The 26754-nt window shown below is 56.1% G+C and carries 17 protein-coding genes; 3 read left to right on the forward strand and 14 right to left on the reverse strand.

Features of this window, described 5'->3' with window-relative positions; genetic code table 11:
- Window positions 1-13: 13 nt before the first annotated feature.
- From recD to rppH, 12 genes are all read right to left on the reverse strand, one after another.
- Window positions 14-1840 carry an exodeoxyribonuclease V subunit alpha gene (recD, locus tag ACJY2L_RS18255; RefSeq protein ID WP_439213855.1) on the reverse strand — a complete coding sequence of 609 codons (1827 nt, stop codon included), beginning with the start codon at window positions 1838-1840 and terminating at the stop codon, window positions 14-16.
- A complete protein-coding gene (gene recB / locus ACJY2L_RS18260; protein ID WP_439213854.1) occupies window positions 1837-5382 on the reverse strand; it encodes an exodeoxyribonuclease V subunit beta in 3546 nt (1181 codons plus the stop codon). Before recB ends, recD begins: the two co-directional genes overlap by 4 nt.
- Complete coding sequence (ptrA, locus tag ACJY2L_RS18265) at window positions 5379-8267, reverse strand: pitrilysin (RefSeq protein ID WP_439213853.1); 2889 nt, start codon at window positions 8265-8267, stop codon at window positions 5379-5381. The genes recB and ptrA overlap by 4 nt, the downstream gene beginning before the upstream one ends.
- Window positions 8268-8402: 135 nt before the next feature.
- Window positions 8403-11774 (reverse strand): exodeoxyribonuclease V subunit gamma, encoded by a 3372-nt coding sequence (gene recC, locus ACJY2L_RS18270; protein ID WP_439213851.1) that lies wholly within the window; start codon window positions 11772-11774, stop codon window positions 8403-8405.
- A gap of 110 nt (window positions 11775-11884) precedes the next feature.
- On the reverse strand, window positions 11885-12187 hold the full coding sequence (locus tag ACJY2L_RS18275) for a prepilin-type N-terminal cleavage/methylation domain-containing protein (RefSeq protein WP_067433332.1): 303 nt from the start codon (window positions 12185-12187) through the stop codon (window positions 11885-11887).
- Window positions 12177-12623 (reverse strand): YgdB family protein, encoded by a 447-nt coding sequence (locus ACJY2L_RS18280; RefSeq protein ID WP_264290294.1) that lies wholly within the window; start codon window positions 12621-12623, stop codon window positions 12177-12179. The genes ACJY2L_RS18275 and ACJY2L_RS18280 overlap by 11 nt, the downstream gene beginning before the upstream one ends.
- Entirely contained in the window at window positions 12623-13159 is a 537-nt protein-coding gene (locus ACJY2L_RS18285) for a prepilin peptidase-dependent protein (RefSeq protein WP_439213850.1), read from the reverse strand. The genes ACJY2L_RS18280 and ACJY2L_RS18285 overlap by 1 nt, the downstream gene beginning before the upstream one ends.
- Window positions 13156-13623, reverse strand: coding sequence for a prepilin peptidase-dependent protein (locus ACJY2L_RS18290; protein WP_439213849.1), 468 nt, complete (start codon window positions 13621-13623; stop codon window positions 13156-13158). The genes ACJY2L_RS18285 and ACJY2L_RS18290 overlap by 4 nt, the downstream gene beginning before the upstream one ends.
- A 749-nt stretch (window positions 13624-14372) precedes the next feature.
- Window positions 14373-15167, reverse strand: coding sequence for a thymidylate synthase (gene thyA / locus ACJY2L_RS18295; protein WP_187488655.1), 795 nt, complete (start codon window positions 15165-15167; stop codon window positions 14373-14375).
- The gene (lgt, locus tag ACJY2L_RS18300) at window positions 15164-16045 is read right to left on the reverse strand and encodes a prolipoprotein diacylglyceryl transferase (protein ID WP_067433346.1); all 882 of its coding nucleotides are present in this window, start codon (window positions 16043-16045) and stop codon (window positions 15164-15166) included. The genes thyA and lgt overlap by 4 nt, the downstream gene beginning before the upstream one ends.
- A gap of 121 nt (window positions 16046-16166) precedes the next feature.
- A complete protein-coding gene (gene ptsP, locus ACJY2L_RS18305; RefSeq protein WP_187488654.1) occupies window positions 16167-18413 on the reverse strand; it encodes a phosphoenolpyruvate--protein phosphotransferase in 2247 nt (748 codons plus the stop codon).
- A 12-nt stretch (window positions 18414-18425) separates the two neighbouring features.
- A complete protein-coding gene (rppH, locus tag ACJY2L_RS18310) occupies window positions 18426-18953 on the reverse strand; it encodes an RNA pyrophosphohydrolase (RefSeq protein ID WP_067433352.1) in 528 nt (175 codons plus the stop codon).
- Between the two features lie 685 nt (window positions 18954-19638).
- Between rppH and mutH the strand changes: the two genes are divergently transcribed.
- The 3 genes from mutH to ACJY2L_RS18325 all read left to right on the forward strand — a co-directional run bounded on the left by mutH (window position 19639) and on the right by ACJY2L_RS18325 (window position 21912).
- Window positions 19639-20325, forward strand: a complete 687-nt coding sequence (mutH, locus tag ACJY2L_RS18315) for a DNA mismatch repair endonuclease MutH (RefSeq protein WP_209501464.1) — start codon at window positions 19639-19641, stop codon at window positions 20323-20325.
- Between the two features lie 178 nt (window positions 20326-20503).
- A complete protein-coding gene (locus ACJY2L_RS18320; protein ID WP_173645403.1) occupies window positions 20504-20719 on the forward strand; it encodes a YgdI/YgdR family lipoprotein in 216 nt (71 codons plus the stop codon).
- A 152-nt stretch (window positions 20720-20871) separates the two neighbouring features.
- The gene (locus tag ACJY2L_RS18325) at window positions 20872-21912 is read left to right on the forward strand and encodes an NADP(H)-dependent aldo-keto reductase (protein ID WP_067433358.1); all 1041 of its coding nucleotides are present in this window, start codon (window positions 20872-20874) and stop codon (window positions 21910-21912) included.
- Between the two features lie 1127 nt (window positions 21913-23039).
- On the opposite strand, the gene lplT is transcribed toward ACJY2L_RS18325, so the two are convergent.
- Both lplT and aas read right to left on the reverse strand, forming a co-directional pair.
- Window positions 23040-24236 (reverse strand): lysophospholipid transporter LplT, encoded by a 1197-nt coding sequence (gene lplT, locus ACJY2L_RS18330; protein ID WP_439213847.1) that lies wholly within the window; start codon window positions 24234-24236, stop codon window positions 23040-23042.
- The gene (aas, locus tag ACJY2L_RS18335) at window positions 24233-26392 is read right to left on the reverse strand and encodes a bifunctional acyl-ACP--phospholipid O-acyltransferase/long-chain-fatty-acid--ACP ligase (RefSeq protein WP_439213846.1); all 2160 of its coding nucleotides are present in this window, start codon (window positions 26390-26392) and stop codon (window positions 24233-24235) included. The genes lplT and aas overlap by 4 nt, the downstream gene beginning before the upstream one ends.
- Window positions 26393-26754 lie beyond the last annotated feature (362 nt).

A 26754-nucleotide genomic window follows, 5' to 3' on the forward strand; every position in this document is an offset into this window, starting at 1 on the left:
GGTGCCTTTTTTATTAGTCTGCCAGCCGCTCCACCAGCCCACTGCGCCGCTGCGTACGCAGCTGAACCGCCCGGCTGAACACCGTTTTATCGCTGTATAATGTCAGCTGTTTACGCGCGCGAGTGATCGCGGTATAGACCAGTTCCCGCGTCAGCACCGGCAGAAACTGGTTTGGCAGCACCAGCGCCGTGTGATCAAATTCCGATCCCTGCGATTTATGCACGGTCATCGCCCATGCCGTTTCATGCGGTGGCAAACGGCTTGGCTGCACGGCTTTGATCGAGCCATCCGGCAGCGGAAAGAAGACCTTCAGCGCGCCTTCACTGTCATACATGGCTACGCCGATATCGCCGTTGAACAGGCCAAGCGCCCGATCGTTGCGGGCGATCATGACCGGACGCCCGGCATACCATTTTCCGACGCTGAGCGGCTTATCCAGTAGCCGTTTACGCATCAGCGTTTGTACGATGCGCTCATTGAGCCCGGCGACCCCAAACGGCCCTTCACGCAGCGCGCACAGCAGCTGATAGCGACCAAATGCCTCCAGCACCGCCGCAGGCTCTGCCTTCTGCCGCAATAGCTGCACATAGTCGTGGTAGCCGGTGACCACCTCATCCAGCATCTGCTGATAGCTGTCGGCATCAGCCAGATCAACACGCTGAAGATCGGTAAATCCGCGCTGAAATACCTGCTCTGCTTCAACGGTATCGCCTGCATTGACCGCGCTGGCCAGCTGACCGATGCCTGACTTCGCATCAAAACGATAGCTTTTGCGCAGCAGACAAATGCTGTCGCGCACCGCTGACACGCTATTGTCGTCAATGCCTTCAACCTTGCAGCCGGTCAGGGCGCTAAGCAGCCGCGCACGTTCCACGCTGTAACCCGCTTCGGCGCAGCGGCAGATATCACCCAGCACTGCGCCCGCTTCCACGGATGCCAGCTGATCGCGATCGCCTAGAAAAATCACCCGCGCATGGCCAGGCAGCGCGGCGATCAGGTTAGCCATCATCGGCAAATCCACCATTGAGGCTTCATCGACCACCAGCACATCAAGGTGCAGCGGGTTGCCGGCATGATAGCGCAGGCGCTGGCTGTCCGGCTGTGCGCCCAACAGGCGATGCAGCGTGGTCGCTTCGGCGGGAAAGCGCTGCCGCTCTTCTTCGCTGACCGGCAAGCCCTGTAGTGCCTTACCCAGCGATTCCGTCAGCCGCGCCGCCGCTTTGCCGGTCGGTGCGGCAAGCTGAATGCGTAACTTGCCGCCTTCCAGACGGATCATCGCCGCCAGCAGCCTGGCAACGGTGGTGGTCTTACCGGTGCCAGGCCCGCCGGAAATCACCGCGGTTTTTCGGGTCAGCGCCACCGCAGCGGCAATTTTCTGCCAGTCCTGCTCGGCTTCGCCAAACAGCGCATCCAGCACCTGGCGCATGCGTGTGGGATCGGCTTCCTCTGCGGCGGGCGGTGTGGCGATAAATGACGCCACATGACCTTCACTGCGCCACATACGATTCAGGTAAAGACGTTCGCCGCTGAGCACCAGCGGTGCCGGTGATGAACCATCGCTGACCGCTGGATGTTGCGCCAGCAGATCGCGCCACGCCGTCGGCGCGCCCGCTTTTTGCCACAGGGCACGCGCCAGTTCAGGATGCCGTCCGGCAAACAGGTTGTCGACCGTGAGATGCGCCAACGGCAGACACACATGACCCGCACCCGCCTCTGCACTGAGCCAGGCAGCGGCCAGCATCAAAGCAGGCTGCTGTTCGTTAGCCACCATACGGGCGAACTGCACGTCAAGCGGTCGCAGCAAGCGTTTGGTCAGCGCTTCAATCAACAGGTTATTCATGCTAACTCCACGTCGGTACCGGCAAAAAGCCGATCCAGCGATGTAATCAAATGCGCGGCAGGGCGGGTATAAAAGATGCCGTTATCCGATGCGCTGCCATCAATGCCGCGCAAAAAGAGATAGAAGACCCCGCCAAAATGACGTTGATAGTCATAATCGGGCAAACGGTGCCGCAGATATCGATGCAGCGCAAGGCTGTAGAGCTGATACTGCAAATCATAGCGATGAGAAATCATCGCCTGTGCCATGGCGGTTTGCGTATAGGCTTCGCTCTGCTCACCCAGCCAGTTTGATTTGTAATCGAGCAGGTAATATTTCCCCTGCCAGCAAAACACCAGGTCAATAAAGCCTTTCAGCATGCCCTGCACCTGACGGAAATCGAGCGGGGGCGCGGCCGCCGACAACGGATCGTAGTGGCGAATCACGCGATCGAGACGATCCGCGGTAAGCATCGCCGAGATAGGCAGATAGAATTCCAGCTCCACCTGACGCTGTTTAGCCGACAGCTGGCGTAACTCAATTCCCTCTTCGCCCAACGGTGCTGCCAGCACGCGCTCGGTCCAGCTTTGTAACACCGGCAGCCAACTCAACGGATAACCCTGCTCTTCCAGCTGCTGGCCCAGCCAGCTTTCGGCAACCGGCTGGGTAAAATCGATCTGCTCAAACAGACCGTGCAGAAAGGTGCCCGGCGAGGCACCGCGCGGAAAGTGATGTGGTGTCAGCGCCGGTTCGATCACCGCCGATGCATCACCCACCGCGTCGATATCGAAACGCGGCGTCAGATCCAGCGCCACGGTGGGCCCATGCTGCTGCAACGCCGAATAACTGGTTACGCGCCAGTTATCATTTAGCGTGCGGCTCAAACGCAGGCTGCCCAGCGCGCTGCTGGCCGGACGCTCAGGCCGCCATATTTGATCTTCCGGTGCCGGTTCGCTGACCAGCGCCACGTTGTCATTACACATCTGCGTTAAGTAATGCATTAACTGACCCGCATCGGCGGCCTCGCCCTGCTGCACCAGATAACCCAGCGCACTTTTGTGCAGATCGCTGGCACCCTCTTTTTTACGATTGCCTTTTACCAGCGGCGCGATACCGACGCTGCAGTGCCAGACCGCACGCGTCAGCGCCACATAAAGCAGGCGCAAATCTTCCGCCAGACGCTCCTGCTCAGCCAACTGCTGGCTCTCTTCGCCACCGCGCAGATCCAGCAGCGGCTGAAAAGTTTGCCGATCGTGATAGACCGCCGCGCTGCTTGCTTCACGAAAATTTGCAATAAACGGCAGCCAGACCAACGGATATTCCAGCCCTTTGGATTTATGCACTGTGACAATCTGCACCAGATGACGATCGCTCTCCAGACGCAGCTGCTGATTGCTGGCCTGGCTGTTGGGCTGCTCAATCTGCTGCGCAAGAAAACGCAACACCGCGTGCGGGCTGTCGAGCTGCGCTGAGGCTTCCTGCAGCAGTTCGCCGAGGTGCATCAGATCGGTCAGACGCCGCTCGCCGCTTTCCGACGCCAGCAAATTTTCTGCCAGCTGACGTTTCACCATCATATCGCGCAGCATAGGCAGCAGGCCGCGCTGCTGCCAGAGGCGCTGCCAGTTGGCAAACTCGTCCACCAGCGCATCCCATGCCTGCTCATCGCGGCTCAGCCGATCGATGGCAGCGGCATCCAGCCCTAAAATACTGGTTGCCAACGCGCTGCGTAAGGTTCGCTCATGCTCTGGCATCAGCACCGCCTGCAGCAGCCAGAGCAGTTCGCGCGCCTCCGGAGTGGTGTAGACGCTGTCGCGATTGGAAAGGTAAACCGAGGGAATATTGTAATGATTGAGCGCTTCACGCATGACCGTGGCTTCGCTGCGGCTGCGTACCAGAATAGCGATATCGGATGCCTGCACCGGACGCAGGTCGCCTTGCTTGCCGATCATCGCACTCTGCTGCTGTCCGCCCTGCAACCAGCTGCAAATCTCGCTGGCGCACTGCAGCGCCATATATTGCTGATAGTCGCTGACGCCGACGCCTTCGCCTGGCTGTAGCAGAAACCGTAAGGCGGGCTGTGCCTGACCATTGATCTCGAAGCGCAACCCGGCGTTTCTGGCCGCGGCGTTAACCGGCAGAAAGGGAATCTGCTCGAATAAAAACGGGTTTTCCAGCCGCGAAAACAGCTGATTCACGCTGGCAATCATCGCAGGAGAAGAGCGCCAGTTAGTATCCATGGTGTAGTGTGCGCTCACTTCAGAGCGTGCATGCATATAGGTGAAGATATCGGCACCGCGAAACGCGTAAATCGCCTGTTTAGGATCGCCGATCAACAGCAGCGCATGCTCAGGTTGCTGCGCGTAGATTTTACGGAATATACGGTACTGTTGCGGATCGGTATCCTGGAATTCATCGATCAGCGCAACCGGAAAACGGCTGCGAATGGTCTGCGCCAGTAACGCGTTATCTTCATGCTGCAGCGCCTCATCAAGCCGACTGAGCAGATCGTCAAAGCCCAGCAGCGCGCGCAGCTTTTTCTCTTTGCGCGTCATGATGCGAATTTCCTGCAGCGCGCGGGCGATGATCAGATCGCGCAGCGACAGCGGCTCAGCCAGAAAGTCTTCAATGGCGCTAAACAGCGCATGTACCGGCGGCGCGCTCTTTTTGGTTTTCTCATGCAGCGTGCTTTGCTGAAATCGCTCCAGCTCTTTGGGCACACTATACGTTTTGGTTTCCTGTTGCGCCCACTCGCCGATTTTTTCCAGCCAAACCGGCAGGTTTTTACTGCTGTAGCTGCGTTTATCAACGCCAGACTCGTGAATCAATCCATGCAGTGAATCGGCGGCTTCTCGCCACTGCGCTTTGATAGCGACGATACGGGCAATCAGCTTTTCATGTCGCACGGCGAGGGTTTCATCCTCCGCAGGCGGATGCTTGAGCGACGGCGACTCGCCCTGCAGCCAGGGCATCAGGGTAGTCAGCAGCTGCACCGGGCCGGTCCACTCTTCGGCGATCACCTGCGCAATGTCCATCGACAGCGGATAGCAGTGGCGACGCCAGAAATCTGCCGCGGCCAGGCGCAGCAGATGCTGCTCGTCTTCAATCAGCTGCTGGTCAAACAGCATGCCGGATTCAAAGGCGTTCAGGTTGAGCATGCGCCGACAGAAACCGTGGATGGTGAAAATGGCGGCCTCATCCATTTGCCGTTCTGCCGCCAGCAGCAAATTAGCCGCGTCGCTGAGATCCGCAATTTCAGCCATCAGCGCGGCTAATTGAGGATTGCTGCTGCTGCCGCGAACGCAGGCAATGCGCAGCTCGTGAATATTGGCACGAATACGGCCGCGCAGCTCAGCGGTGGCCGCCTCGGTAAAGGTCACAACCAGGATCTCCTCAACCGATAACGGTCGGAAGTAGCCGTGTTCGCCACCATGCCCTAACAGCAGCCGCAAATAGAGCAGCCCGATGGTAAAGGTTTTGCCAGTTCCCGCAGATGCCTCAATTAATCGTTCATCACGCAGCGGCAAGGTCAGCGGATTAAGCGGCCAGGCAACCTGTTCACTCATTGCAACGCACTCTTAACCGGCATCGACTGCTGCAAGTCAGACAGCGCCGCCCAGGTGTGATAATCAGGCAAGATGGCGTAATCTGCCGCGCCCTGATGGCTGCCTGAAACCTGCGACATCATGGTCAGGCCATTTTGGGCGATAACCGCCTGATGGAAGAAATCCGCCAGTGAAGCGGGCGTAACCTGTTTGATCTGTTCCACTGCTTTTTCACGCGTATCGAACTGATAATTTTCCCGGTCAAAATCTTTGCTGTAACGTCCAGCCTCTTCGTCCAGCGTCTGCGGGCGTTGCTGCAGATCGTTAATCATCGCCAGCTGATACTGTGCAAAATCTTTCTGCTGCATGTCGCGCAGACGCTTTTCCGCCTGCGGATAAAAAGCCTGATAGCGCTGTAACAAATAAGCGGGCTGCTTAACGTTGCTTTGTAACAGGAAGCCAATACCCCACTGACGGCCTATCGGCATCTGAAACGCGAACACCGCATAACCCAGCTGTTCTTCAGTGCGCAGCTGATTGTAAAACCACGGCTGGATAATCTGGCTAATCATCGAACTGTGCGCGATGCCCTGATACTCGTTGTAACCCAGTGGCGCATAGAGCGCGGCCAGCGCCGAATCAGTACTGCTGCCTGGCTGCTGCAGGTTGGCTTTAATCGGTTTATCGAAGGCGATGTGCTCACTGTGCCACCAGCCGTCGCCCTGGCAGCCCAACTGTTTTTTCAGTTCGGTGGCAAGAGCGGTCACGCTGTCGGCACGCATATTACCGATGACCATCATTTCAGGCGTCGCCTGCTGGATCAGCTGCTGGCGATAGTGCTGCAGGTCGTCCAGCGTCAGCGTTTTTATCACTTCGCGACGCTCGCTACGCTGGGTATAGGGCAGGCGCGACAACATTTGTGCCGGTTGAATCGCCTGCTCAAAGGCTTTGCCGCGATCGGCGGCATCAAGCTGCTGCAGGTAAAACGACTTCGCCTGGGCAAACTGCGCCTCATCGGGCTGATAGCTGATATAGCCATGCAACATCTGTTGCATCAGCGCTGGCAGATGCTGTGTAAAGCCGCTGGCGTTAAACATGATGCCGTCATCTTCGCTGCTGGAAAAGCTGATCCCCGCGACGTTAGCCTGCGAGTTAAGCTCATCCAGCGCCAGGCCAGCCAGGTAATCGTTTAGGCCAAACAGTACCTGGCTGCGCGCATCGCGCATCGCCGCTTTATTACGTAATGCCAGAGTGATATTGGCTTTTGGCTCACTGGCAAAATAGCGGCTCGGCATGTAGAACACGCGCAGGCCCGGCTGGTTTACCAGCTCCTGCGGATGAATATAGGCTTTCTCAAGCGGCGGAATCAGGCTGAAATCATCGGGAATATAGGGGTTTAACGTGGGCATGGCCAGATGCATGTCATCAGACATCTTTTGCCACTGCGCAAATTTTTCGCTGCTAATCTTATCAACCTGATAAGGCGCATCGACAAAATAGGCGACTTTATTGTGCGGCTCTTTCTCGCCGATATACCAGATACGTGCATGCTGCGGCGTCATCATGGCGAGCCGGGCATTGATCGCCTCGGCATCATACCGATCGGCCAGATAAGGCGCATCGAGCGTGTGCGCTACCGGCACACGCAGCATCAGGTCAACCAGCCATTCGATATAGCCCATATCGCGGGTTATCGACGGATAACGGAAATCGATATTCAGCACCTTGGCTACCTCATCGAAGTAGCGTTTATCCACGCCCTGCTGACGCAGCAGGTTGATATAGCTGAACACCGCGGCAACTACCTTATCGCGCTCCAGCATGCCTTTGTCGGTAAGGTTAACGGAAATAGCAAACAGACCGCCATTGCGATCGATAACCGGATCGGCTCCGGCATTAATCGCGTCCGCGAGTCCCTGCTTTTGCAGCCAGTCTGACAGCGTATCGTGACTGCGATTACCCAGTAAGTAAGCGATCAGCGTGTCGCTTTTGGTGCGAAATTTATCGCTGTTATTATCGATACGAAACTCAATTTTCAGCTGCTTACGCGGCTGCGCAGGCACGTAATGAATGATGATTCCCTGCTGTGCATCGGTTGCCGCGGGTACGCTGATCGCCGGCACGCTGGCCTGACGATTGGGCACGCGACCAAAGGTATTGGCAGCGATGTGAGCCATTTCCGGCAGCGGGCGATTACTGTAAATCACCGCTTTCATCAGGTTGGCGGAATAGTGCTGCTGATAAAACTGCTTCAGGGTGTCCAGCAATTTGCTGTCCGGCTTGTCGCGCAACGTATCCAGATTGCCGCCGGAAAAGCGCGAGCCCGGATGGGCCGGATTCAGGGTTTCGGCGCCCACTTGCTGCATGCGCAGGCCATCGCGGGCACGCGCCATGGTTAGCTCGGCGTTAACCGCATTGCGTTCACGCTCAACGTTAATGGGATCGAGTCGCGGCGCAGCAATGGCATCCGCTAAACGATCCACCGCCGGTGCCAGCGCATCGTTTTCTACTTCAAGATAAAAAGCGGTGCGATAAGAGGCGGTGCTCGCATTGTGGCTGCCGCCATGCATTTTCAGGAATTCCGCGAGGTTATCAGGCTGGGGATAGCGCGCAGATCCCATCAGCACCATGTGCTCCAGGAAGTGCGCCAAACCGAGTTGCGAGTCAGGATCGTCCAGCGAACCAATCGGCAGGGTCAGCGCCGCCAGTGATTTGGGTGCCTGTACATCGGAAACCAGCATGACCGTCATACCGTTATCCAGGCGAATCGCCTGATATTGACGGGTATCTTTATCGCTTTTATTGATGGTTTCATTGATGGGTTGCCAGCCATCGGCAGCGCGCGCGCTGATTGCAACCAGGGAACAACATAACAGACTGATAATCCAGACAGCATTCTTGCGCATTACAACCTCTTCTTAACCCTGGCATTACCCGGCGCTGTGCCACCGGGCAATAAAGTACAACAAACCGACAAAACGTTATAAAGTCACATTACAACAACCTACTGGCGATGTCCGCTATTGTGTAAGAAATACTGTTTATTCGTCCAGCCGCGCCTGACGTAACGGCAGTAGCCAGCGTGTTGCCTGGCGGGTGATTTCCGCAATGTGCTCTTCACCCAGTTGACGAATCAGCCGTTGCAGATAGGGATCGCTGCCCTCACCTTCTACCTGATAATTTCCGCTCCACGCCAGCAGCAGTTTGCCTCGCGCTTTCGCCAGGGTTGCATCGTCGCTCAGCAACTGGCCCGATTTTTCATCAAAGCACGCTTCAAGCCAGGCGCCGCCGCTGGCGGGTAACAGCAGTAAAGGCTGGCTCATGCCCTGCTTAAAACCGATGACGTACGCTTCAAGCTGCTGTTTCGCCACTTCCGCCGGAAGCGCTGCAAACTGCCAGGCGCTCTGTTTGCGGCCAAACATCCGGCTGTTCCCCGTGCCGCCAAGCGCGCAATAGATCAGGTGTTCCAGCCAAAGAATCAGACCATCTTTTAGCGTCAGTACGCCGGGACGCCAGCGTAACAGGCCATCGTCCTGCACCTGCGCCAGCCAGCCGGTTAGCTCAACGCCATCCACCGGCAAGGCAATTTCCCAACTGCTGCTGCTGCGACGATGGGACTTAACCTGCTCTGCCAACTCCAGCATCTCCTCCTGCTGCCCGCGCCAGAACAGCTCACCAAAGGCGCCATAGGGCAAGGCGCCAGCAGCACGATAATGCGCAAACAGCTGCTCACTGTCCTGATCCTCAATCAGCGCATTGAGCAGCTGCGCGTTGATCTGATAGCGATCCAGCGTTTCGATCACAAAGGGTTCGGCGTCCGGTAGCTCGCTGGACTCCAGCGCAAAGCTCACGCCCAGCCGCTGAGTAAAGAAAGCACGCACCGGATGACGCCAGAAGCTCAGCAGCTGCTCTGCGGTTATCTGGGTTAATTCTGGCGCTGGCAAAGGCTGAATAAAGTCAGGATGTGGCTTACCGGCAGCACTGGCCGCGGGCAGCCACTCAGCGGCAAAGCTGCGAAACTCTTTTTCCACCGCAAAGTTGTCGGCGTCAAAAGGTGTGCGGCTGTGCAGATGATGCAAATGTCGACTGACCTTGCGGGCGCTGCTGTCAACGTCCAGCGCTTCATCACCCTGCAAACAGAAGCTCTGGGTAATGTAATCGGTCAACTCGGTGACCAGCACCGACGGAAAACGCTCGCTGTTATCCTGAATCGATCGGCCAATGTAGCTGATATAGAGCTGTTGCTGCGCAGAGAGCAAGGCTTCAAGAAAAAGGTAGCGGTCATCATCGCGGCGGCTGCGATCGCCTTTTTGCGGCTGCTGGCTCATCAGGTCAAAACCCAGCGGCGGTAACGTGCGTGGATAAACGCCATCGTTCATCCCTAACAGGCAGACCACCTTAAAAGGAATAGAACGCATCGGCATCAGCGTACAGAAGTTCACTGGCCCGGCGAGGAAACGCTGGCTGATGCGCTGCTGATCGAGTCGCGAAGTCAGTTCATCGCGCAGCAGCGTTATCGGCACCGGCGCGCTGTAGCTCACCTCAATGCCAAAATTGATGCACTGCTTCCACTGCTCTTCGATAAGCGCCAGCGCAACCTCGGTGTCCGCATCGGCGGCAAAAAAATCGTCGAGTATTTCCCGACAGAGCGGCAGCCATTCGGTCAGAATGCGCGGCGCACGGAGCCGTTGACGCCACTGGTTGAGCTGCATCAGTAAATCGGCAAGGTTGCCCGCCAACTCGGCTATCAGTCCGCTGGACTCGTCATAAGGCAGAATACCCTGCCAGTCGCCATGATGGCTCTCCATCGCGTACCCCAGCAGCATGCGCGTGATGCCGAACCGCCAGGTGTGCTGCCCGGTAGCGGGCAGTTCAAGCTCACGTACGTTCTCATCATCCAGCCCCCATCGCACGCCCGATTCTGCCACCCAGCGCCGCAAACGGCGTAAGCCATCCTCATCAATAGAAAAACGCGCCGCCAGCGACGGCACCTCCAGCAGGGCCAGCACCTCTTCAGAGGCAAAGCGGCTGTCGGGCAGCGCCAGTAGCGTCAGGAATGCCTGAATCGCCGGGTGCGCCTGACTGGCGCGCCGATCTGAGAGCGCAAACGGCAGGTAACGCTCGGGCGGCGCGCTGCCGAAAACGGCCTGGATAAAGGGTGAATAGGCGTCAATGTCCGCCACCATTACGATGATGTCGTGCGGCGTCAAAGCCGGATCGGCTTCCATCATCGACAGCAGGCGATCCTGCAAAACTTCAACTTCACGCTGCGGGCTGTGGCAGACATGAATCACGACGGAGCGATCGTCAGCACGCAGCAGGCGCTTGTTGTGGCTGCTGTCCAGCTCCTGTGCGGTCAGGCCGATGCGCGCATGGTCTTCCAACTCCAGCAAATCGTGCTGCATGGCGTGCAGCAGATTATCCTCGCCGACATCGACAAAGGCATCCACCTCATTGGCTTCCATTTGCGCCAGCAGAAACAGATTGTCGCGGCCCAGCTTGCCCCATGAGGCAAGCAGCGGATTAGTGAGCTGCTGCTCACCCAACTCATTGAACAGTACGCTGGCATCGGCCGGTTCACGAAACAGGCCGCGTTCGCTTTGAGTCTGATAAACGCGCCGCTGGCGGCTTTGTAGCCGTGCCAGAAACGCATAATCCTGGATATCGCCCCAGTAATGACGGCAGGGATTGGTGAACAGCAGATGGATATCGATGTGTTTGCCCAGCGCCTTTAATGCCTGCAGATAAACCGGCGGCAGGGCTGAAATTCCGCAGATAAACACACGTTCCGGCAGGTTTGCAGGTCGCTCATTGCTGTTTTCCAGCGTGCGGATAAAGCGTGAATAGAGGTTGGCACGATGCCACTCGGGTTGCCCGAGCACCGCGGTATAACGCACCAGCTCTGCCCATAATGGTGCCTGCCAGCGCTGCACGTCACCCAGCCCGTCTACTAACTCGCCTTTTTCCCAGCGGTTAAGCCATTCCGCCCGATAAACCAGATACTGGTCAAACAGATCGGCTACCCGTGAAGCAAGCTGGAATAATTTTCGCTGGTCGCCATCGTCATGCAAATAACTGCGTAACGAAACAAACTCTTCATGATGCAGCATTTCCGGCAGGATGGACATCAGCTTCCAGCCCATGCTCGCTTTATTGAAGGCGCTGACCTCGGGGATGCCCGGCAGCACACGGACAAACATCTCCCAGATAAATGAGGCGGGCAGCGGAAAGTGCAGGTTAGCAGCAATGCCAAAACGCTCGGCAAGCTGCATCTGTAGCCACTGCGCCATGCCCGGGCTCTGCACCAGCACCACTTCCTGCTGAAAAGGGTCGCTTAACGGTTTATTTTCAATGAGATAACCAGCCAGCGTTTGTAGCATATCAAGCTGATTGGAATGGTAAACCGTAAACATGGAGACTCCTTTTTTGTGCTGCCGGATGTAGCAAATGCGCCGTCACTTTAGCGCGATAATGACTGGATGGAAATGCAGTATCGGCATTAACCCCTGGGTTATTTCCGGGTTTACTTATCACATCGTAACTGGCGGATAGTGGCCTGCCGCTGAAGCGGGCTGCGCACGTCGGCAATCAGCCAGCGACAGCCATCCGGTCCCGCCAGCTGACGAAACTGGCTGCTCCAGCCGGGCTTTTCATAGCCTTCAAGGCGCAGTACAGCCAGCCGCCAGGCTTCCCGCTGTTGCCATTGCGCCATAAATCCCTGCGCCAGACGCTGCTGATAGTGCAGCAATCCCAGCGATGCCACCGCAAACAGCAGCATGGCCACCAGTGTCTCGATCAGGCTAAAGCCCGCCTGCTCACTGCGCATCGTCACAGGCCTGTGCTGGCGACAACGGACAGTAATCGATCCATCCGCCGGGTAGCGCGTCCAGGCGGTTGCCATTTGTTCTTACCCAGTGCCACAGCCGCAAAGCAGGGACATCATCGCCTGGCAACAGCGCCTGCTGTGCAGCGGGCTCGCCGAACAGCAGTGCCTGCGCATCCTCCTGATGTAGCAGACAGGCACGCCACTGATATTCAACCTGTGTGCGGCATGACCATCCTGGCAGCTGCGGCCAGGCCTGCTGTAACCCCCAATTCAGCGCTGACTGCGCCTGATGAAAGTCACGCACGTGCTGCTGCTCGTCCGCCACCAGCGACAGCGAGAGATCAAGCTGCCGCTGCATGGCATGAAGCATCAGGGTTGCCAGCATGACCAGCATGATGGTCATGCCCAACACCGCACCGCCCTGCTGCGACCGCATCACAAATTGCCTCCATAACTCCACTGCTCGGTCTGCTCGCGCAACTGAGGAAACTGGCGCACATGGCCACTGAGCACGATGCGAATCGTCTGCTGCTGCTGAAGCAGCTGCAACTCATCAAGCACCACAATGCGCGGATCGGAAATACGTTCCCAGCCGGTGCCTTCGCAACCGCTGGCACCGCGCAACACCTCCAGGCTTTGGTTACGTAATCGATATCCCCAGCGTTCACTTTCTGCATGCTCGCTGCCCTCCCATTTACCGTTACTGTTTTCATCCCACCGCACCAGCAAGCAGCGCGGTTGAATCTGTAATGCTTCGCCGCTGCAAACGCCATGACAATAGCCCGCGCGGCGCACGGCTTTTTCCATCAGTAGCACCAGCTGTAACAGCTCTTCCTGCAGCTGCACGCGAAGCTGTAACTGCAATGTGTCGCGCTGTAGCAGCGGCAACATTTTTCCCACCGCCATCATCAGCACACTGCTTATCGCCACCGCCAGCAGCATTTCAATGAGGCTAAATCCCTGCTCTTTCACTGGCAGTTTTCCTCCTGCGGCTGGCACTGGCGGATTCGACCAAAGGCCGAAATGATGATACGTCTGGTGCCTGCCTTACCGCGTAATTCAAGATGGCCCGCTTTTGCCGTATTGCGCACGCCGTAAAAACCCGGCTCGCCGACGATTTTGCTGATGACGACATCTGCATAGGGCAACACCAGTTGCATTCGCTGTGACGCTACGCAGCTCTCTGGCTTTTTTCCGCTCCCCAGGCAACCCGGATTACCGTCAATCAGCCACAAGCTCTGGCCGCTGTTGTGCCAGTTAGCCCAGGATCGAAGACGCAGCAGAAATTGCTGCACCTGCCGCGAGCTCTCCTCCAGCCGCTGTATCTGCTGCCAGTGCTGCCAGCCGCTGAATGCGCTGCCGGTAAGCACCGCGGCGATAGCCAACACCACCATTAACTCGATCAATGTAAATCCCAGCTGCGATGTTCTGTTCATAGTCAGCGACATTACGCCGATAAAACGCGATGGAAATAGATCAGATCGCAAAGCATAAGGTCGCTTCCAGCACATTCGCGTCAGCAACACTGGCTTACCTTTTACTGCGAGGCATGCCGCAAAAGCCACTGAATCGGCACGCACAAAAGCCGCCTGCTAATGGACTGAGCAGGTAAACAAAAACAGCAGGCTCACAAAGACAGAAAGCCAGGATTCAGGATTCAGGATTCAGGATTCAGGATTCAGCATTCAGGATTTCAGGATTTCAGGATTCAGGATTCAGGATTCAGGATTCAGGATTTCAGGATTTCAGGATTTCAGGATTTCAGGATTTCAGGAAAAGCAGAGCATCGAGCCGGCAAGCCATTAAACAAGGCTCGCTGCGGCAGATATTCGACCTTTAAGAGCGTCATTGCGGGTATCGGAGAGAGCCGTAGAGGATCGCCCGGCAGAAGGCGAGAAAAAAGCAAGAAGCTCGGCACAGCGCCCCTGTGGTTTTGAGCGGCACCTGCGCGGCCAGGGCATTGCAAGCCTTTGAATGAGATAGTAACGCTGAAAATTAATGGTCGCTGGGGAGTAAGAATTTACAGGAACGGTAGGTGAGGGAATGCCTGTCAGAGAGCTCAGGCAGAGGCGATGGTCGCTCTGGGCTGAACTCTCCGACAGTAATGTAACAGTTTAAAGTGTCTGGCTCTGGGTGCGATCCTGACGGCCTGTGAATTCATCGCCGTCACTCTTGCATCCGGTTCTTAAACCGCGACTGGCGCTTTGATCGCCGGATGATATTCGTAGCCTTCAATCACAAAATCTTCAAAGCGATAATCAAACAGTGAATCAGGCTTACGGGTAATCACCAGCTTCGGCAACGGATGCGGTTCACGGCTCAGCTGCAGTCGCGCCTGTTCCAGATGGTTGCTGTATAGATGCGTATCGCCACCGGTCCAGACAAAATCACCCACTTCGAGATCGCACTGCTGCGCCACCATATGCACCAGCAGCGCATAACTGGCAATATTGAACGGCAAACCGAGGAAGACGTCGCATGAGCGCTGATAGAGCTGGCAGGAGAGCTTGCCATCCGCAACGTAAAACTGGAAGAAAGCGTGGCACGGCGCCAGCGCCATCTGATCCAGCTCGCCGACGTTCCATGAAGAGACGATGATGCGGCGAGAATCGGGATCCGCTTTCAGCTGCTGCATGACCTTGCTGATTTGGTCAATTTCAGTGCCGCTGGCGGTGCCCCAGCTGCGCCACTGTTTGCCATACACCGGACCTAAATCGCCGTTCTCATCTGCCCACTCATCCCAGATCGATACCTTATTCTCTTTCAGGTAGGCGATGTTGGTATCACCCTGCAGGAACCACAGCAGTTCATGCACGATAGAGCGTAAATGGCAGCGCTTGGTGGTCACCAGCGGAAAGCCTTCCTGCAAATTGAAACGCATCTGATGACCAAAAATAGAGAGCGTGCCGGTGCCGGTACGATCGTCTTTTGGCGTGCCTTCGGTCAGCACTTTGTTCATTAATTCCAGATACTGTTTCATTTTTCCTCACGTAAATGTTGCTGCGGACGGCGGCGATACGCCCAAACCATCATGATAATACCGGCGAGGATCATCGGGATAGAGAGAATCTGCCCCATACTGATCACGCCGTCAAACAGGCCAAGCTGCGCGTCAGGCTGGCGGAAGAATTCCACAATAATGCGGAAGGCGCCATAGCCAATCAGGAACAGGCCAGAGACGCTGCCCATCGGGCGCGGCTTGCGAATAAACAGGTTGAGAATGACGAACAGCACGATGCCTTCCAGCAGCAGCTCATAGACCTGCGACGGATGGCGCGGCAGAACGCCGTAGGTTGCCAGCAGCGACTGCCATTCCGGGTGGGTTGCCGCCAGTGCAACGTCTTCGCTGCGTGAGCTGGGAAACAGCATCGCCCATGGCAGATCGGGTGCCACACGGCCCCACAGTTCGCCGTTGATAAAATTACCCAACCGACCGGCACCCAAGCCAAAAGGAATCAGTGGTGCAATAAAATCAGCGACCTGGAAGAAGTTACGTTTGGTGCGACGGGCGAACCAGAGCATCACAACAATGACGCCAATCAGGCCACCGTGGAACGACATGCCGCCATCCCAGACTTTAAACAGATAAAGCGGATTTTCCAGAAATAACGGCATGTTATAAAACAGCACATAACCAATACGGCCGCCAAGAAATACGCCCAGGAAGCCAGCATAGAGCAGGTTTTCCACTTCATCTTTTGTCCAGCCGCTGCCGGGCTTGTTGGCGCGACGCACGGCCAGCCACATGGCAAAAAGGAACCCCACCAGATACATCAAGCCGTACCAGTGCAACGATATCGGACCGATGGAGAAGATCACCGGATCGAACTGCGGAAACGCAAGGTAGCCGTTACTCATTTTTCACCATTATTTTTCTGCCCTGAAAAGGGGCGATTAAAGGATTAAGCTAAGCGGAATATAAGGCTGCGCACTATAGCACAGCCTTTTTTATGGCGACGCGCGCAAATGTAAACGTCGGTCAACGGCCACCGCGAATCAGGCCGCCCAGTCCACGTCGTTCCATAAACATGGCAACCTGCTGACGCACTTCACTGGCGGTTTGCGCACGTAGCGCTTTACCGGCCATCTGTTGCGCCTCTTCCAAATCGGTATGGCGCAGCAGATATTTCACACGCGGGACGTTCTTGCCGTTCATGCTGAGATGAAAATAGCCGAGGCCGACCAGCAGCATCACGCACATCGGATCGCCCGCCATTTCACCGCATAAGCAGAGCTCCAGACCTGCCTGCGCGGCGTCCTGAGCAATGCGGTGCAGCGCCTGCAGCATCGCCGGATGCAGCGAATCATACAGGCTGGCAACGCGCGTATTGTTGCGATCCACTGCGAGCAGATACTGCGTTAAGTCGTTGGTGCCGACCGAGATAAAATCGACGCGGCTGGCGAGATGGCCAATCATATAGAGCATGGAAGGCACTTCTATCATCACGCCGATGCGCGGCCGCGGAATGCGGTAGCCGATCATCTCTTCCACTTCACGACCGGCGCGATCGATCAGTTTTTTCGCCTCGTCAATCTCATCAATGCTGGAGATCATCGGCAGTAAAATGCTCAGGTTGCCGGTTGCCGCATTGGCACGCAGCATAGCGCGGACCTGCACGAGGAAAATTTCCGGCTGATCCAGTGTTAAGCGAATGCCACGCCAGCCCAGACACGGATTCTCTTCACTGATTGGCATGTAAGGCAGCTGCTTATCGGCGCCGATATCGAGCGTACGCAGGGTCACCGGCTTATGGTGAAACAGCTGCAGCATGCCCTGATACTGCGCCACCTGTTCCTCTTCCGTCGGGAAGCCGCTTTGCAGCATAAAAGGAATTTCGGTGCGATAAAGGCCGATGCCATCGACCCAGCTGTCGAGTGCGCGTTCATGCTCGGCGCTGAGACCGGCATTCAGCATCACCTGTACCCGCTGGCCGCTTTTCAGCTCGCCAGGCTGCTCGACCACGCCTTCAGCTACTTTGCTGAGCGCGTTCTCTTCAACAATCAGCCGCTGATATTCCTGCAGCAGTACCGGCTCTGGATCAATCAGCACTTCACCGCGATAGCCATCTACCACCAGCAACCGCTTGTTCAGCAGCTCAGGCTGAATGTCTGCGCCCATCACCGTTGGAATGCCCATGGCACGTACCAGAATCGCGGCGTGCGAATTGGAGGCGCCATCGCGCACGACTACGCCCGCCAGCCGCTCCTGCGGCAGTTCCGCAAGCGTGGTGGCGGTCAGTTCATCCGCAACGAGAACAAAACGTTCCGGCCAGGCGTTGGTGCCCTGCAGCGTATCATCGAGGTGAAACAGCAGGCGCTGGCCGAGCACGCGCAGATCGCCGGCGCGCTCGCGGAGATAGTTATCCTGCAGCCGGGCAAACTGCGCCGCGTACTGCTCAATCACGGTTTTAACCGCCCATTCCGCCACGGACCCCTGCTCAATCTCGGCAAAGAGATCTTTTTTCAGGCGCGCATCGCTGAGCAGGTGCGAATAGAGATCGAAAATTGCCGCGCTCTCTTTCTGCACGCTGGCGGTGAAGCGTTTACTGAAGCGCCGGAATTCGGTCGCCGCCTCGCCCATTGCCAGCGTCAGGCGTTCGCGTTCGCTTTGAATATCGAGCGTGGAAGCCTGTGTGACCTGATCGAGGGAAGGCTGCGTGGTATCAACCCAGCCAGGTGCCACCGCCACGCCGGTCGCGGCGGCGATAGCGCGAATACGCGTCTGTCGAAACTGGCCAAATAGCTGGCCAAGCTGAGCCTGCGACAGCAGCGTGCCCAGCTGCGTAGCCAGCGTAACCAGAAACGACTCTTCGCTTTCATCAAACTGACGGTGTTCACGCTGCTGAACCACCAGCACGCCAGAGAGCTGGCGACGGGTGATAATCGGCACGCCGAGAAAAGAGCGATAGCGCTCTTCTTTTACTGAGGGAATGTATTTAAAACTGGGATGGCTCTGCGCATCGGCAAGGTTGATCGGCTCAGCCAGACGGCCAACCAGACCCACAATGCCTTCATCAAACGCGAGCGTGATGGTACGGCCACGGGGCTTTTTCAAACCGCGCGTGGCCATCAGGTAATAACAGCGGCGATCGTGATCGGCGAGGTAAACCGAGCACACCTCGGTGTTCATCGCAAAGCAGATCTCATTTACGAGAATTTCGAGCGCTTCACTCAGACGTGGCGCACCGGCAACCTTCTCTACAATTTCGCGCAACTGAGTGAGCATAATCTGGGTCGACTAACCTCTTTTACGCCGCCAGGCAGGCGCATTACGCTGAACTGTATTCTCCTGCATCGGCATAACCACGGTAGAGAACTCTTTCATCACGCGGCGATATACGTCGCGCTTAAACGAGACAACCTGCCGTACCGGATACCAAAAGCTGACCCACCGCCAGCCGTCGAATTCTGGCGTACTGCTGGTTTGCATATTGATATCCGCTTCATTACACATCAACTGCAGAAGAAACCATTTTTGTTTCTGGCCGATACAGACCGGCTTTGTATCCCAACGCACCAAACGCTTCGGCAACTTGTAGCGTAACCAGTTACGGGTTGAGGCAAGAATACGCACATCTTTGCGATGCAAACCCACTTCTTCAAAAAGTTCGCGGTACATCGCCTGTTCCGCCGTCTCACCAGGATTAATACCGCCCTGAGGAAACTGCCACGAGTGCTGACCAAAACGTCTGGCCCATAAAACTTGTCCCTGCCTGTTACAGATTACGATACCTACATTCGGGCGGTAGCCATCATCATCGATCACTGGACTACCTCAAACTAAAATTCAGATAGCCTGATTGTTTCATACTCCTTACAGACGGTAAACCACTGGTTAAGCGCACCGACAGCGGATAACAAAGGGATAACTCACAGAAAAAGTCATACTTATAAACAGAGGCAGCGAAATCTATGCGATCTTATGCACGTTTTCTGTGGATAGCTTTGTGCAGAACAGGGTAAAGAATGGGATCAACCTGTTCGCCGTCGCGCGCTAAGCCCAAAGAGCTAACAATAAAAGTCTATATTATTCAGTGAAATGAAATTTTATTCATGCAGTTATCCCCGTCTCATGGATCGCTTTTTGGCGAGACAGATCGATCAGTGGTGAAAGATCGACCAGTGGCGATGTTATCCACAGCAATTGCCAAAAAGATCGGCACTCACGCACAAAAACTGGGCAAAAAGGTGTTCGTCAAGCCTGTAAATCGAACCAGTAGCGGTAACATTGCCCGGTTATCCCATTTTTCTGTGGATAAACCGGTGTAAGATCCTGTTCATTGTTGATGACAAGCTGGTAAAAGTGTCACGTCATATAAAACAGTTGTATGAACAATCGGTGAAAAACGCATGATTTATCATGCTATTATTTTTCCTTAAACTGCACTGGCGCCCTGTATAAAACGCGCCATGACAAACTGATTAAATTTTGAACAGCAGCAGGCTTGCTTATGACTCCCCTTTTACTGCCCGCAGGACCACCTGAAAGTGAAGCCGAACTGTTGGCGCGCGCACAGCTGCTGGCTGGTTTGACCCTGAGCGAGGTGGCAGAACAGGTGGGTATGGTGCAACCGCGCGATCTGAAAAGAGATAAGGGCTGGGTTGGTATGCTGCTGGAAACCGCGCTGGGCGCCAGCGCCGGCAGCAAACCGGAGCAGGATTTTGCCCATCTCGGTGTTGAGCTAAAAACCATCCCGATCGACAGCCAGGGAAAGCCGTTGGAAACCACCTTTGTCTGCGTCGCGCCGCTGACCGGCAACAGCGGGCTGACGTGGCAGCGCAGCCACCTACGGCATAAACTGTCGCGCGTGCTGTGGATTCCAGTCGAGGGCGAACGCACTCTTCCACTGGCGACGCGGCGCATCGGTTCCCCTTTGCTGTGGAGCCCGGATGCTGAAGAAGAGGCAGAGCTGCGCCGTGACTGGGAAGAGCTAATGGACATGATCGTGCTGGGCGAGGTAGAGCAAATCACCGCTCGCCATGGTGAGGTCTTACAAATCAGGCCAAAAGCGGCCAACAGCCGTGCCCTGACCGCCGGTATCGGTAAAGATGGCCAGCCAATCATGACATTACCGCGCGGATTTTATCTTAAGAAACGTTTTACCGCTGCGCTGCTGGCGCGCCACTTTCTGCTTTAAAGTTGGTTAACCTGCTGATTTTTCTCTCTCCTGACGCCAAACTGCGCTGTGCTGGCAGCGTTGACATTGTCAAGAACAACCCATGCTTAGCGCCTATTTTAAGAATGGTGCGATTAAACTGCGCGCGCAAATGGATTATTACTACACTGTTGAGAGTATCAGTGAGGGAGAATCAGGAATGAGGTGGATGTCTGGCGTCGTATTAGCGACGGTAACGTGTTTGTTAGGTGGTTGTAGTAGCGATTATGTGATGGCAACCAGGGATGGGAAAATGATCATGACCGACGGCAAGCCGGAAATTGATAAAGAGACCGGGCTGGTGAAATACACCGATCAGTCAGGCCATGAAATGCAGATCAATAGTGATGAAGTCTCAACCATTATTGAACGCTAAGTTCCTCATTCATCGCCTGTTATACCTTTCAGCTATAGCAGGCGCATTTCCCGATAAATCCCCCCTTCCCCCACTGCGATGACGCGGTTATAGTCAAAAAAGCCCCGATCAGCACTGCGTTATCTATTACATAAAGAAAAAGGAAGCCGGCAATGCAATATCACCGTATCCCCCACAGCTCGCTGGAGATCAGCCAGCTGGGATTAGGCACCATGACGTTTGGTGAGCAGAACAGCGAAGCCGACGCCCACGCACAACTCGATTTAGCCCTGCGCAGCGGGATCAATCTGATCGACACTGCAGAAATGTATCCTGTACCACCGCGTCCTGAGACCCAGGGCCTGACGGAAAAGTACATTGGCAGCTGGATTAAAGCGCGCGGCAACCGCGACAAAATTGTGCTGGCCAGTAAAGTGGCCGGTCCATCACGCGGCAACGATGCCGGGATCCGCCCCAATCAGGCCCTGGATCGTAAAAACATTCGTGAAGCCCTTGATGCCAGCCTGAAGCGGCTGAACACCGATTATCTCGATCTTTATCAGCTGCACTGGCCGCAGCGGCAGACCAACTGTTTCGGCAAGCTCGGCTATGAATATGTCGACGGCGCCGTGCCGGTGACACTGCTGGAAACGCTGGAAGCGCTGGCTGAACAGGTGCGCGCCGGTAAGATTCGTTACGTCGGCGTGTCCAATGAAACGCCATGGGGCGTGATGCGTTATCTGCAGCTGGCCGAAAAACATGAGTTGCCGCGCATCGTATCGATTCAAAATCCCTATAGCCTGCTCAACCGCAGTTTTGAAGTTGGCCTGGCGGAAATCAGCCAGCATGAAGGCGTGGAACTGCTGGCCTATTCCTGTCTGGCCTTCGGCACGCTGAGCGGCAAGTACCTGAACGGTGCTAAGCCAGCCGGTGCCCGTAACACGCTGTTCAGCCGTTTTACCCGCTACAGCGGCGATCAGTCACAGCAGGCGATTGCCGCCTACGTCGACGTGGCCCAGCGTTTTGGGCTCGATCCGTCGCAGATGGCGCTGGCCTACGTGCGGCAGCAGCCGTTTGTTGCCAGCACCCTGTTGGGTGCCACTACGCTTGAACAGCTGCAGTTGAATATTGACAGCTTTAACCTGACGCTGAGTGAAGAGGTGCTGCTGGAGCTGGAAGCGGTGCACCGCCGGTATACTTACCCGGCACCATAAACAGAGGCCAGGGGATAGCCTTGCCGGCGGGCTTTTTTGCCTTGCAGGCGGGCTTTTAGGGTCAGTGTCTTTAAGGTCAATGTCTTAAGGACAATGTCTTAAGGTCAACGTCCATTTCGTTCTGCCCTTCGGGCCGCCCGAGCAGGGGCGGCATGCGCCCCGCCCCTGCACCCCGGCTATCCGGCAAACACAACCGCCCGCCAAAAGCGGGTTCCCTCAGCAAAACCCTTTTCCTGACGGACCGGACGCGATTCGCTCCCAGCTCAACGCGCCCTCTCGCCGCATCCCTGCGGCTCGTCCTGGAAAACGCTTTTGCCTCGGCGTTTGTGATGCCTCCTCAAGGTCAAAACCCAGGTCAAAACCTAAAAAACACAGAATAAAAACACGTCAAAAGTACTTTAAAAACACTTCAAGAACGTTTCAAAGGCACTTCAAAATTAAAGGTGTAGCTACATTTTTCTGACGCATTATTTAGATGTCATTTTATTCAGCATTCAACACAAAGCTCGAACCTAAGTTATCAATTATTAAGGTTAAAAATTAAGTTACGTATTAAAGAGTGAGCTTCCTTGCTGATTGGTCAGTTAGTTGGTCAGTTAGTTGGTCAGTTAGTTGGTCAGTTAGTTGGTTAGTTGGTATATGATTTTATTTTTAGGTTTTAGGTTTTAGGTTTTAGGTTTGATTTTAAATTCTTGTCTTAGTCTTTTGGGTTTTGGCCTGGGTTTTGATCTTGAGGAGGCATCACCACCGCTGAGGAGGTGAACATTTCAGGATGGCCCGCCATGGATGGCGGGACAAGGGAGCGCTGAGCAGGAGCGAATCGCGAGCGGTCCGTGAAGAAATGTGAACCGACGAAGGTACCCGCCTGCGGCGGGCGGTTGTGTTTGCCGGATAGCGCGGGTGCAGGGCCGGGGCGACTGCCGGCCCTGCTCGGGCTGCCTTCAGGCAGAACGAAATGGCTTTTGACCTGGCCCTTAAAAAGGCAACCTGCATGCCAGGCAGAACGAAATGGTCCTTGACCTGGCCCTGCCCGGGCTGCCTTCAGGCAGAACGAAATCGCTTTTGACCTTAAGACATTGACCTTAAAGGACGCCCGACCTCGGGTAACACCAGACGGCCCTGGGCCGTCACACTCGCTTCCGACCACTCACCCATAATATTGTTATCGCCACGGCAAACAGCACCCCGAAGCCGACACCGGTGGCAACCGGCGAAGCGCCCAGCTTCACCGCCAGCGAGTAGAGCGCCAGCATAATCAACATGGCGCTGTTTTCACCGAGGTTCTGCACCGCAATCGCGTTACCCGCGCCAACTGACTGCTTGCCGCGCTCCTGCAACAGCGCATTCAGCGGCACCACGAAAAAGCCGCCGAGTACGCCAATGACCACCAGCACGCCGTAAGCAGGCAGTAGCTGATGTTGCAAAGAGAACGCAACAACCGCAACGCCAATCAGCACGCCCGCAGGCATACAGCGCGCCACAGTTTTCAACGTCACCAGTTTGGCCGCGGCCGCGGCGCCAAACACGATGCCAATCGCCACCATGGCGTTAAGCAAAGTTGGCGTTTTGTTATCGCTGATGCCCAACGCCGCCGGAACCCACAGCACCAGCAGAAAACGCAACGTAACGCCCGCACCCCAGAACAGGCTGGTGCCCAGCAGCGAGAAACGCGTTTCACCGTTATGCCACAGCATACGGCAGGCGCTGAAAAACTGCTGCGCCATCCGTAGCGGATGCCAGCTTTGCCCAGGCCGGGCGGAACGCAGTTTCGGGATCAGCAGATTCGCTGCCACCGCAATTGCATACGCCACCACACAGGCGACGATCGCGCCGGTAAGATTCCAGTCGGCCAGGATGCCACCGGCTACCGAGCCCACCAGGATGGCCGCGATGGTTGAAGCTTCCATCAGCCCGTTGGCCTTCACCAGCTTATCGCCGCGGGTGATTTCGCCAAGAATGCCATATTTGGCCGGTGAATAAGCCGCCGCACCGATGCCCACCAGGCTATAGCCGAGAAATGGATTGGCGCCAAACACCATCGCCAGCGTACCCAGCAGTTTCAATCCGTTGGCAAACATCATCACGCGCCCTTTAGCAAAACTGTCAGCTAACTGGCCGACAAAGGGCGCGAAAATAATGTAGGTGGCGACGAAAACCATCTGCAACACCGGCTGGCTCCAGTCGGGATAGAGCTGATTTTTCAGCACCGCCAGCGTGGCAAACAGCAGTGCATTGTCACCAAAGGCCGAGAAAAACTGCGCGACGATCACCGCCAGCATGCCGCGTGACAACAGCGGTGAATCGGGTTGCGTAACAGAACTCATGCCGGATCCGCCTCGTGTTCTTCAGCCATTTTTTTCAGCGCCACAAAGTCGGGCTTGCCGCTGCCGAGCATCGGTAACTGCTTCAGATAACGAATATCGCGCGGCACCGCCAGCTCACTGTTGCCCAGCTCACGCGCTGCTTGTTGCAGCTGACTACGCTGCAAAGCATCATCGGTCGTGAACAGCACCAGCGCTTCACCGCGGCTGCCGTCTGGTTTAATCGAGGCCGCATGCTGTTTCTCCGGCGACGCCTTCAGCGCCAGCTGCTCCACGCTTTCCAGCGATACCATCTCGCCAGCCAGTTTGGCAAAGCGCTTCATGCGGCCCTGAATCTGGCAAAAGCCGCCTTCATCAAAGCTGACGATATCGCCGGTGTCATACCAGCCTGCTTCCATCTCGCCTTCACCATTATCCGCCACCGGTGCTTCCAGCACGCCCGGATTCTCCACGCGCAGATAGCCTTTCATGATGTTTGGCCCGCGCAGCTGTAACTTACCGCCCTGCTCGATGCCTGGCACCGAAATCAACCGCGAATCCATCGCTGGCAGAATACGGCCAACGCTGTGCACTTTAGCCGCCATCGGTACGTTGATCGCCACCACCGGCGCGCATTCTGTTACGCCATAGCCTTCGAGAATACGGATGCCAAAACGATCCTGCCACAGCTGGCGCGTGCCTTCCTGCAGCTTCTCTGCGCCTGCCACCACATAGCGCAAGCGGGCAAAATCGTAAGGATTGGCGAAACGCGCATAGTTGCCAAGAAAGGTTGAGGTACCGAACAGCACGGTGCAGTTGCGGTCGTAAACCAGCTCAGGAATGATGCGATAGTGCAGCGGGCTGGGATAAAGAAAGGTTTGTGCGCCGGTCATCAGCGGCGTAAACAGGCCCACGGTCAGACCAAAGGCGTGGAACAGCGGCAGCGACGCCATAAAACGATCGCGCGGCGTGAAATCGGCCAGGGTACGAATCTGCTCCACGTTAGCCAGCAGGCTTTTATGCGAATGTACCACCCCTTTCGGATTACCTTCGGAGCCGGAAGTAAACAGCACCATCGCGGCATCTTCCGGTTGCTGCGCCACGGCGGCACGGCGCGGCATCAGCAGATGCAGTAGGATCCACAGTTTATCCTGACGGGTAATGGTCTCTTTCAGATCTTCGAGATAAACCCACTGTACGTCGCTGAGCGCCTCCGGCAGATGCTGTAATTTGCCTTTTTCCAGGAACTGGCGTGAGGTAAAGACCGTTTTGATCTCTGCTGCCGTTAGCGCCACGCGCAGGCCGTTAACGCCCGCGGTGTAGTTGAGCATGGCCGGGATGCGTCCGCGCAGTGAAGCGCCAAAAATGGCCGCGGCGGTAACCGTGGTGTTTGGCAGCAGCAGGCCAACGTATTCGCCCGGCGCGCTGTAGCGCTCCAGAATGCGGCCAACGCCCAGCGATTTTTTCAGCAGCGACGTATAGCTGTCGGGTTTGAAATTGATATCTTCAATACAGGGTTTAAACCAGCCGTAGCGATCGCGCGCGCTAAGCAGCGCTTCGTATAGCGTTTCCCGTGGCCGCACCGCCATGCGTGCTTCCATCATCACATGATGCAGATGTTCACCGGCCAACAGACGACGCTGCCGCGCGGTGGCGGCTTCCGGCATCGGAATGGTGGTGGACGGCAACAGCGTCAGCGTAATGCGGGGAAACAGCCGTCGCTTAAAGGTGCCGCCCAGGCGACCAAAAGGCGTAAACTCCGCCCCTTCAATGCGCATTGGCACCACGCTGGCCTGCGATTTCGCCGCCACAAAACCGGCACCGCTGTAGATTTTCATCAGCGAACCGGTGACGCTAATCCGCCCTTCCGGAAAGATCACCACCGGCTGACCGGTACGCAACGTTTTGATCAGGCGTTTAATCGACAGCGGATTGGTGGGATCCAGCGGCACAAAATCGATCACCGGCTTCAGCAGGCGCATAAACCATTTGTCGCCAATCGACGAATAGACGGCAAATACCGGCTTGATCGGCAGGAACAGCGCCAGCAACATGCCATCCAGGAAGGAGACATGGTTTGGCGTAATCAGCACCCGTTCTTTATGGAGTGCCGAGAGATCGCCCCGTAGCTCAACCCGCCACAGCAAACGAAAGATAAATCGAAACAGACTAAACAGCATGCCAGCTCCTTGAGCATCAGATTCGCATCAGCCATGCAGGATATAGCGTTCACTGGCATTGTTAAAGCTGTACGCACCCCTCTCTCTGCCCGTTGCCACGCCGCCACACGATAATATGCTACCCACCACGTGCACGCGGCATAATGGCCACACGCCGCTGACTCATCATTTCCCAACGGCCTCCCGATGCAGCCAGCTATCCCCCATCCATCCGCCCATTTATCCGATCATTCCGTCAGCCTCAATACGCCACACGGCCTTCGCCTTTAGATTTGGATTTGGATTTGGATTTGGATTTGGATTTGGTTTTGGATTTGGATTTGGATTTGGATTTGGATTTGGATTTGGATTTGGATTTGGAT

The organism is Duffyella sp. Ts4, assembly GCF_051851875.1.
In the GTDB taxonomy this organism is placed as follows: domain Bacteria; phylum Pseudomonadota; class Gammaproteobacteria; order Enterobacterales; family Enterobacteriaceae; genus Duffyella; species Duffyella gerundensis.

Coding starts and splice junctions, on each gene's coding strand:
- recD (WP_439213855.1), bottom strand. CDS start 1,840: ATGAATAACCTGTTGATTGAAGCGCTGACCAAACGCTTGCTGCGACCG.
- recB (WP_439213854.1), bottom strand. CDS start 5,382: ATGAGTGAACAGGTTGCCTGGCCGCTTAATCCGCTGACCTTGCCGCTG.
- ptrA (WP_439213853.1), bottom strand. CDS start 8,267: ATGCGCAAGAATGCTGTCTGGATTATCAGTCTGTTATGTTGTTCCCTG.
- recC (WP_439213851.1), bottom strand. CDS start 11,774: ATGTTTACGGTTTACCATTCCAATCAGCTTGATATGCTACAAACGCTG.
- ACJY2L_RS18275 (WP_067433332.1), bottom strand. CDS start 12,187: ATGCGCAGTGAGCAGGCGGGCTTTAGCCTGATCGAGACACTGGTGGCC.
- ACJY2L_RS18280 (WP_264290294.1), bottom strand. CDS start 12,623: ATGCGGTCGCAGCAGGGCGGTGCGGTGTTGGGCATGACCATCATGCTG.
- ACJY2L_RS18290 (WP_439213849.1), bottom strand. CDS start 13,623: ATGAACAGAACATCGCAGCTGGGATTTACATTGATCGAGTTAATGGTG.
- thyA (WP_187488655.1), bottom strand. CDS start 15,167: ATGAAACAGTATCTGGAATTAATGAACAAAGTGCTGACCGAAGGCACG.
- lgt (WP_067433346.1), bottom strand. CDS start 16,045: ATGAGTAACGGCTACCTTGCGTTTCCGCAGTTCGATCCGGTGATCTTC.
- ptsP (WP_187488654.1), bottom strand. CDS start 18,413: ATGCTCACTCAGTTGCGCGAAATTGTAGAGAAGGTTGCCGGTGCGCCA.
- mutH (WP_209501464.1), top strand. CDS start 19,639: ATGACTCCCCTTTTACTGCCCGCAGGACCACCTGAAAGTGAAGCCGAA.
- ACJY2L_RS18320 (WP_173645403.1), top strand. CDS start 20,504: ATGAGGTGGATGTCTGGCGTCGTATTAGCGACGGTAACGTGTTTGTTA.
- ACJY2L_RS18325 (WP_067433358.1), top strand. CDS start 20,872: ATGCAATATCACCGTATCCCCCACAGCTCGCTGGAGATCAGCCAGCTG.
- lplT (WP_439213847.1), bottom strand. CDS start 24,236: ATGAGTTCTGTTACGCAACCCGATTCACCGCTGTTGTCACGCGGCATG.
- aas (WP_439213846.1), bottom strand. CDS start 26,392: ATGCTGTTTAGTCTGTTTCGATTTATCTTTCGTTTGCTGTGGCGGGTT.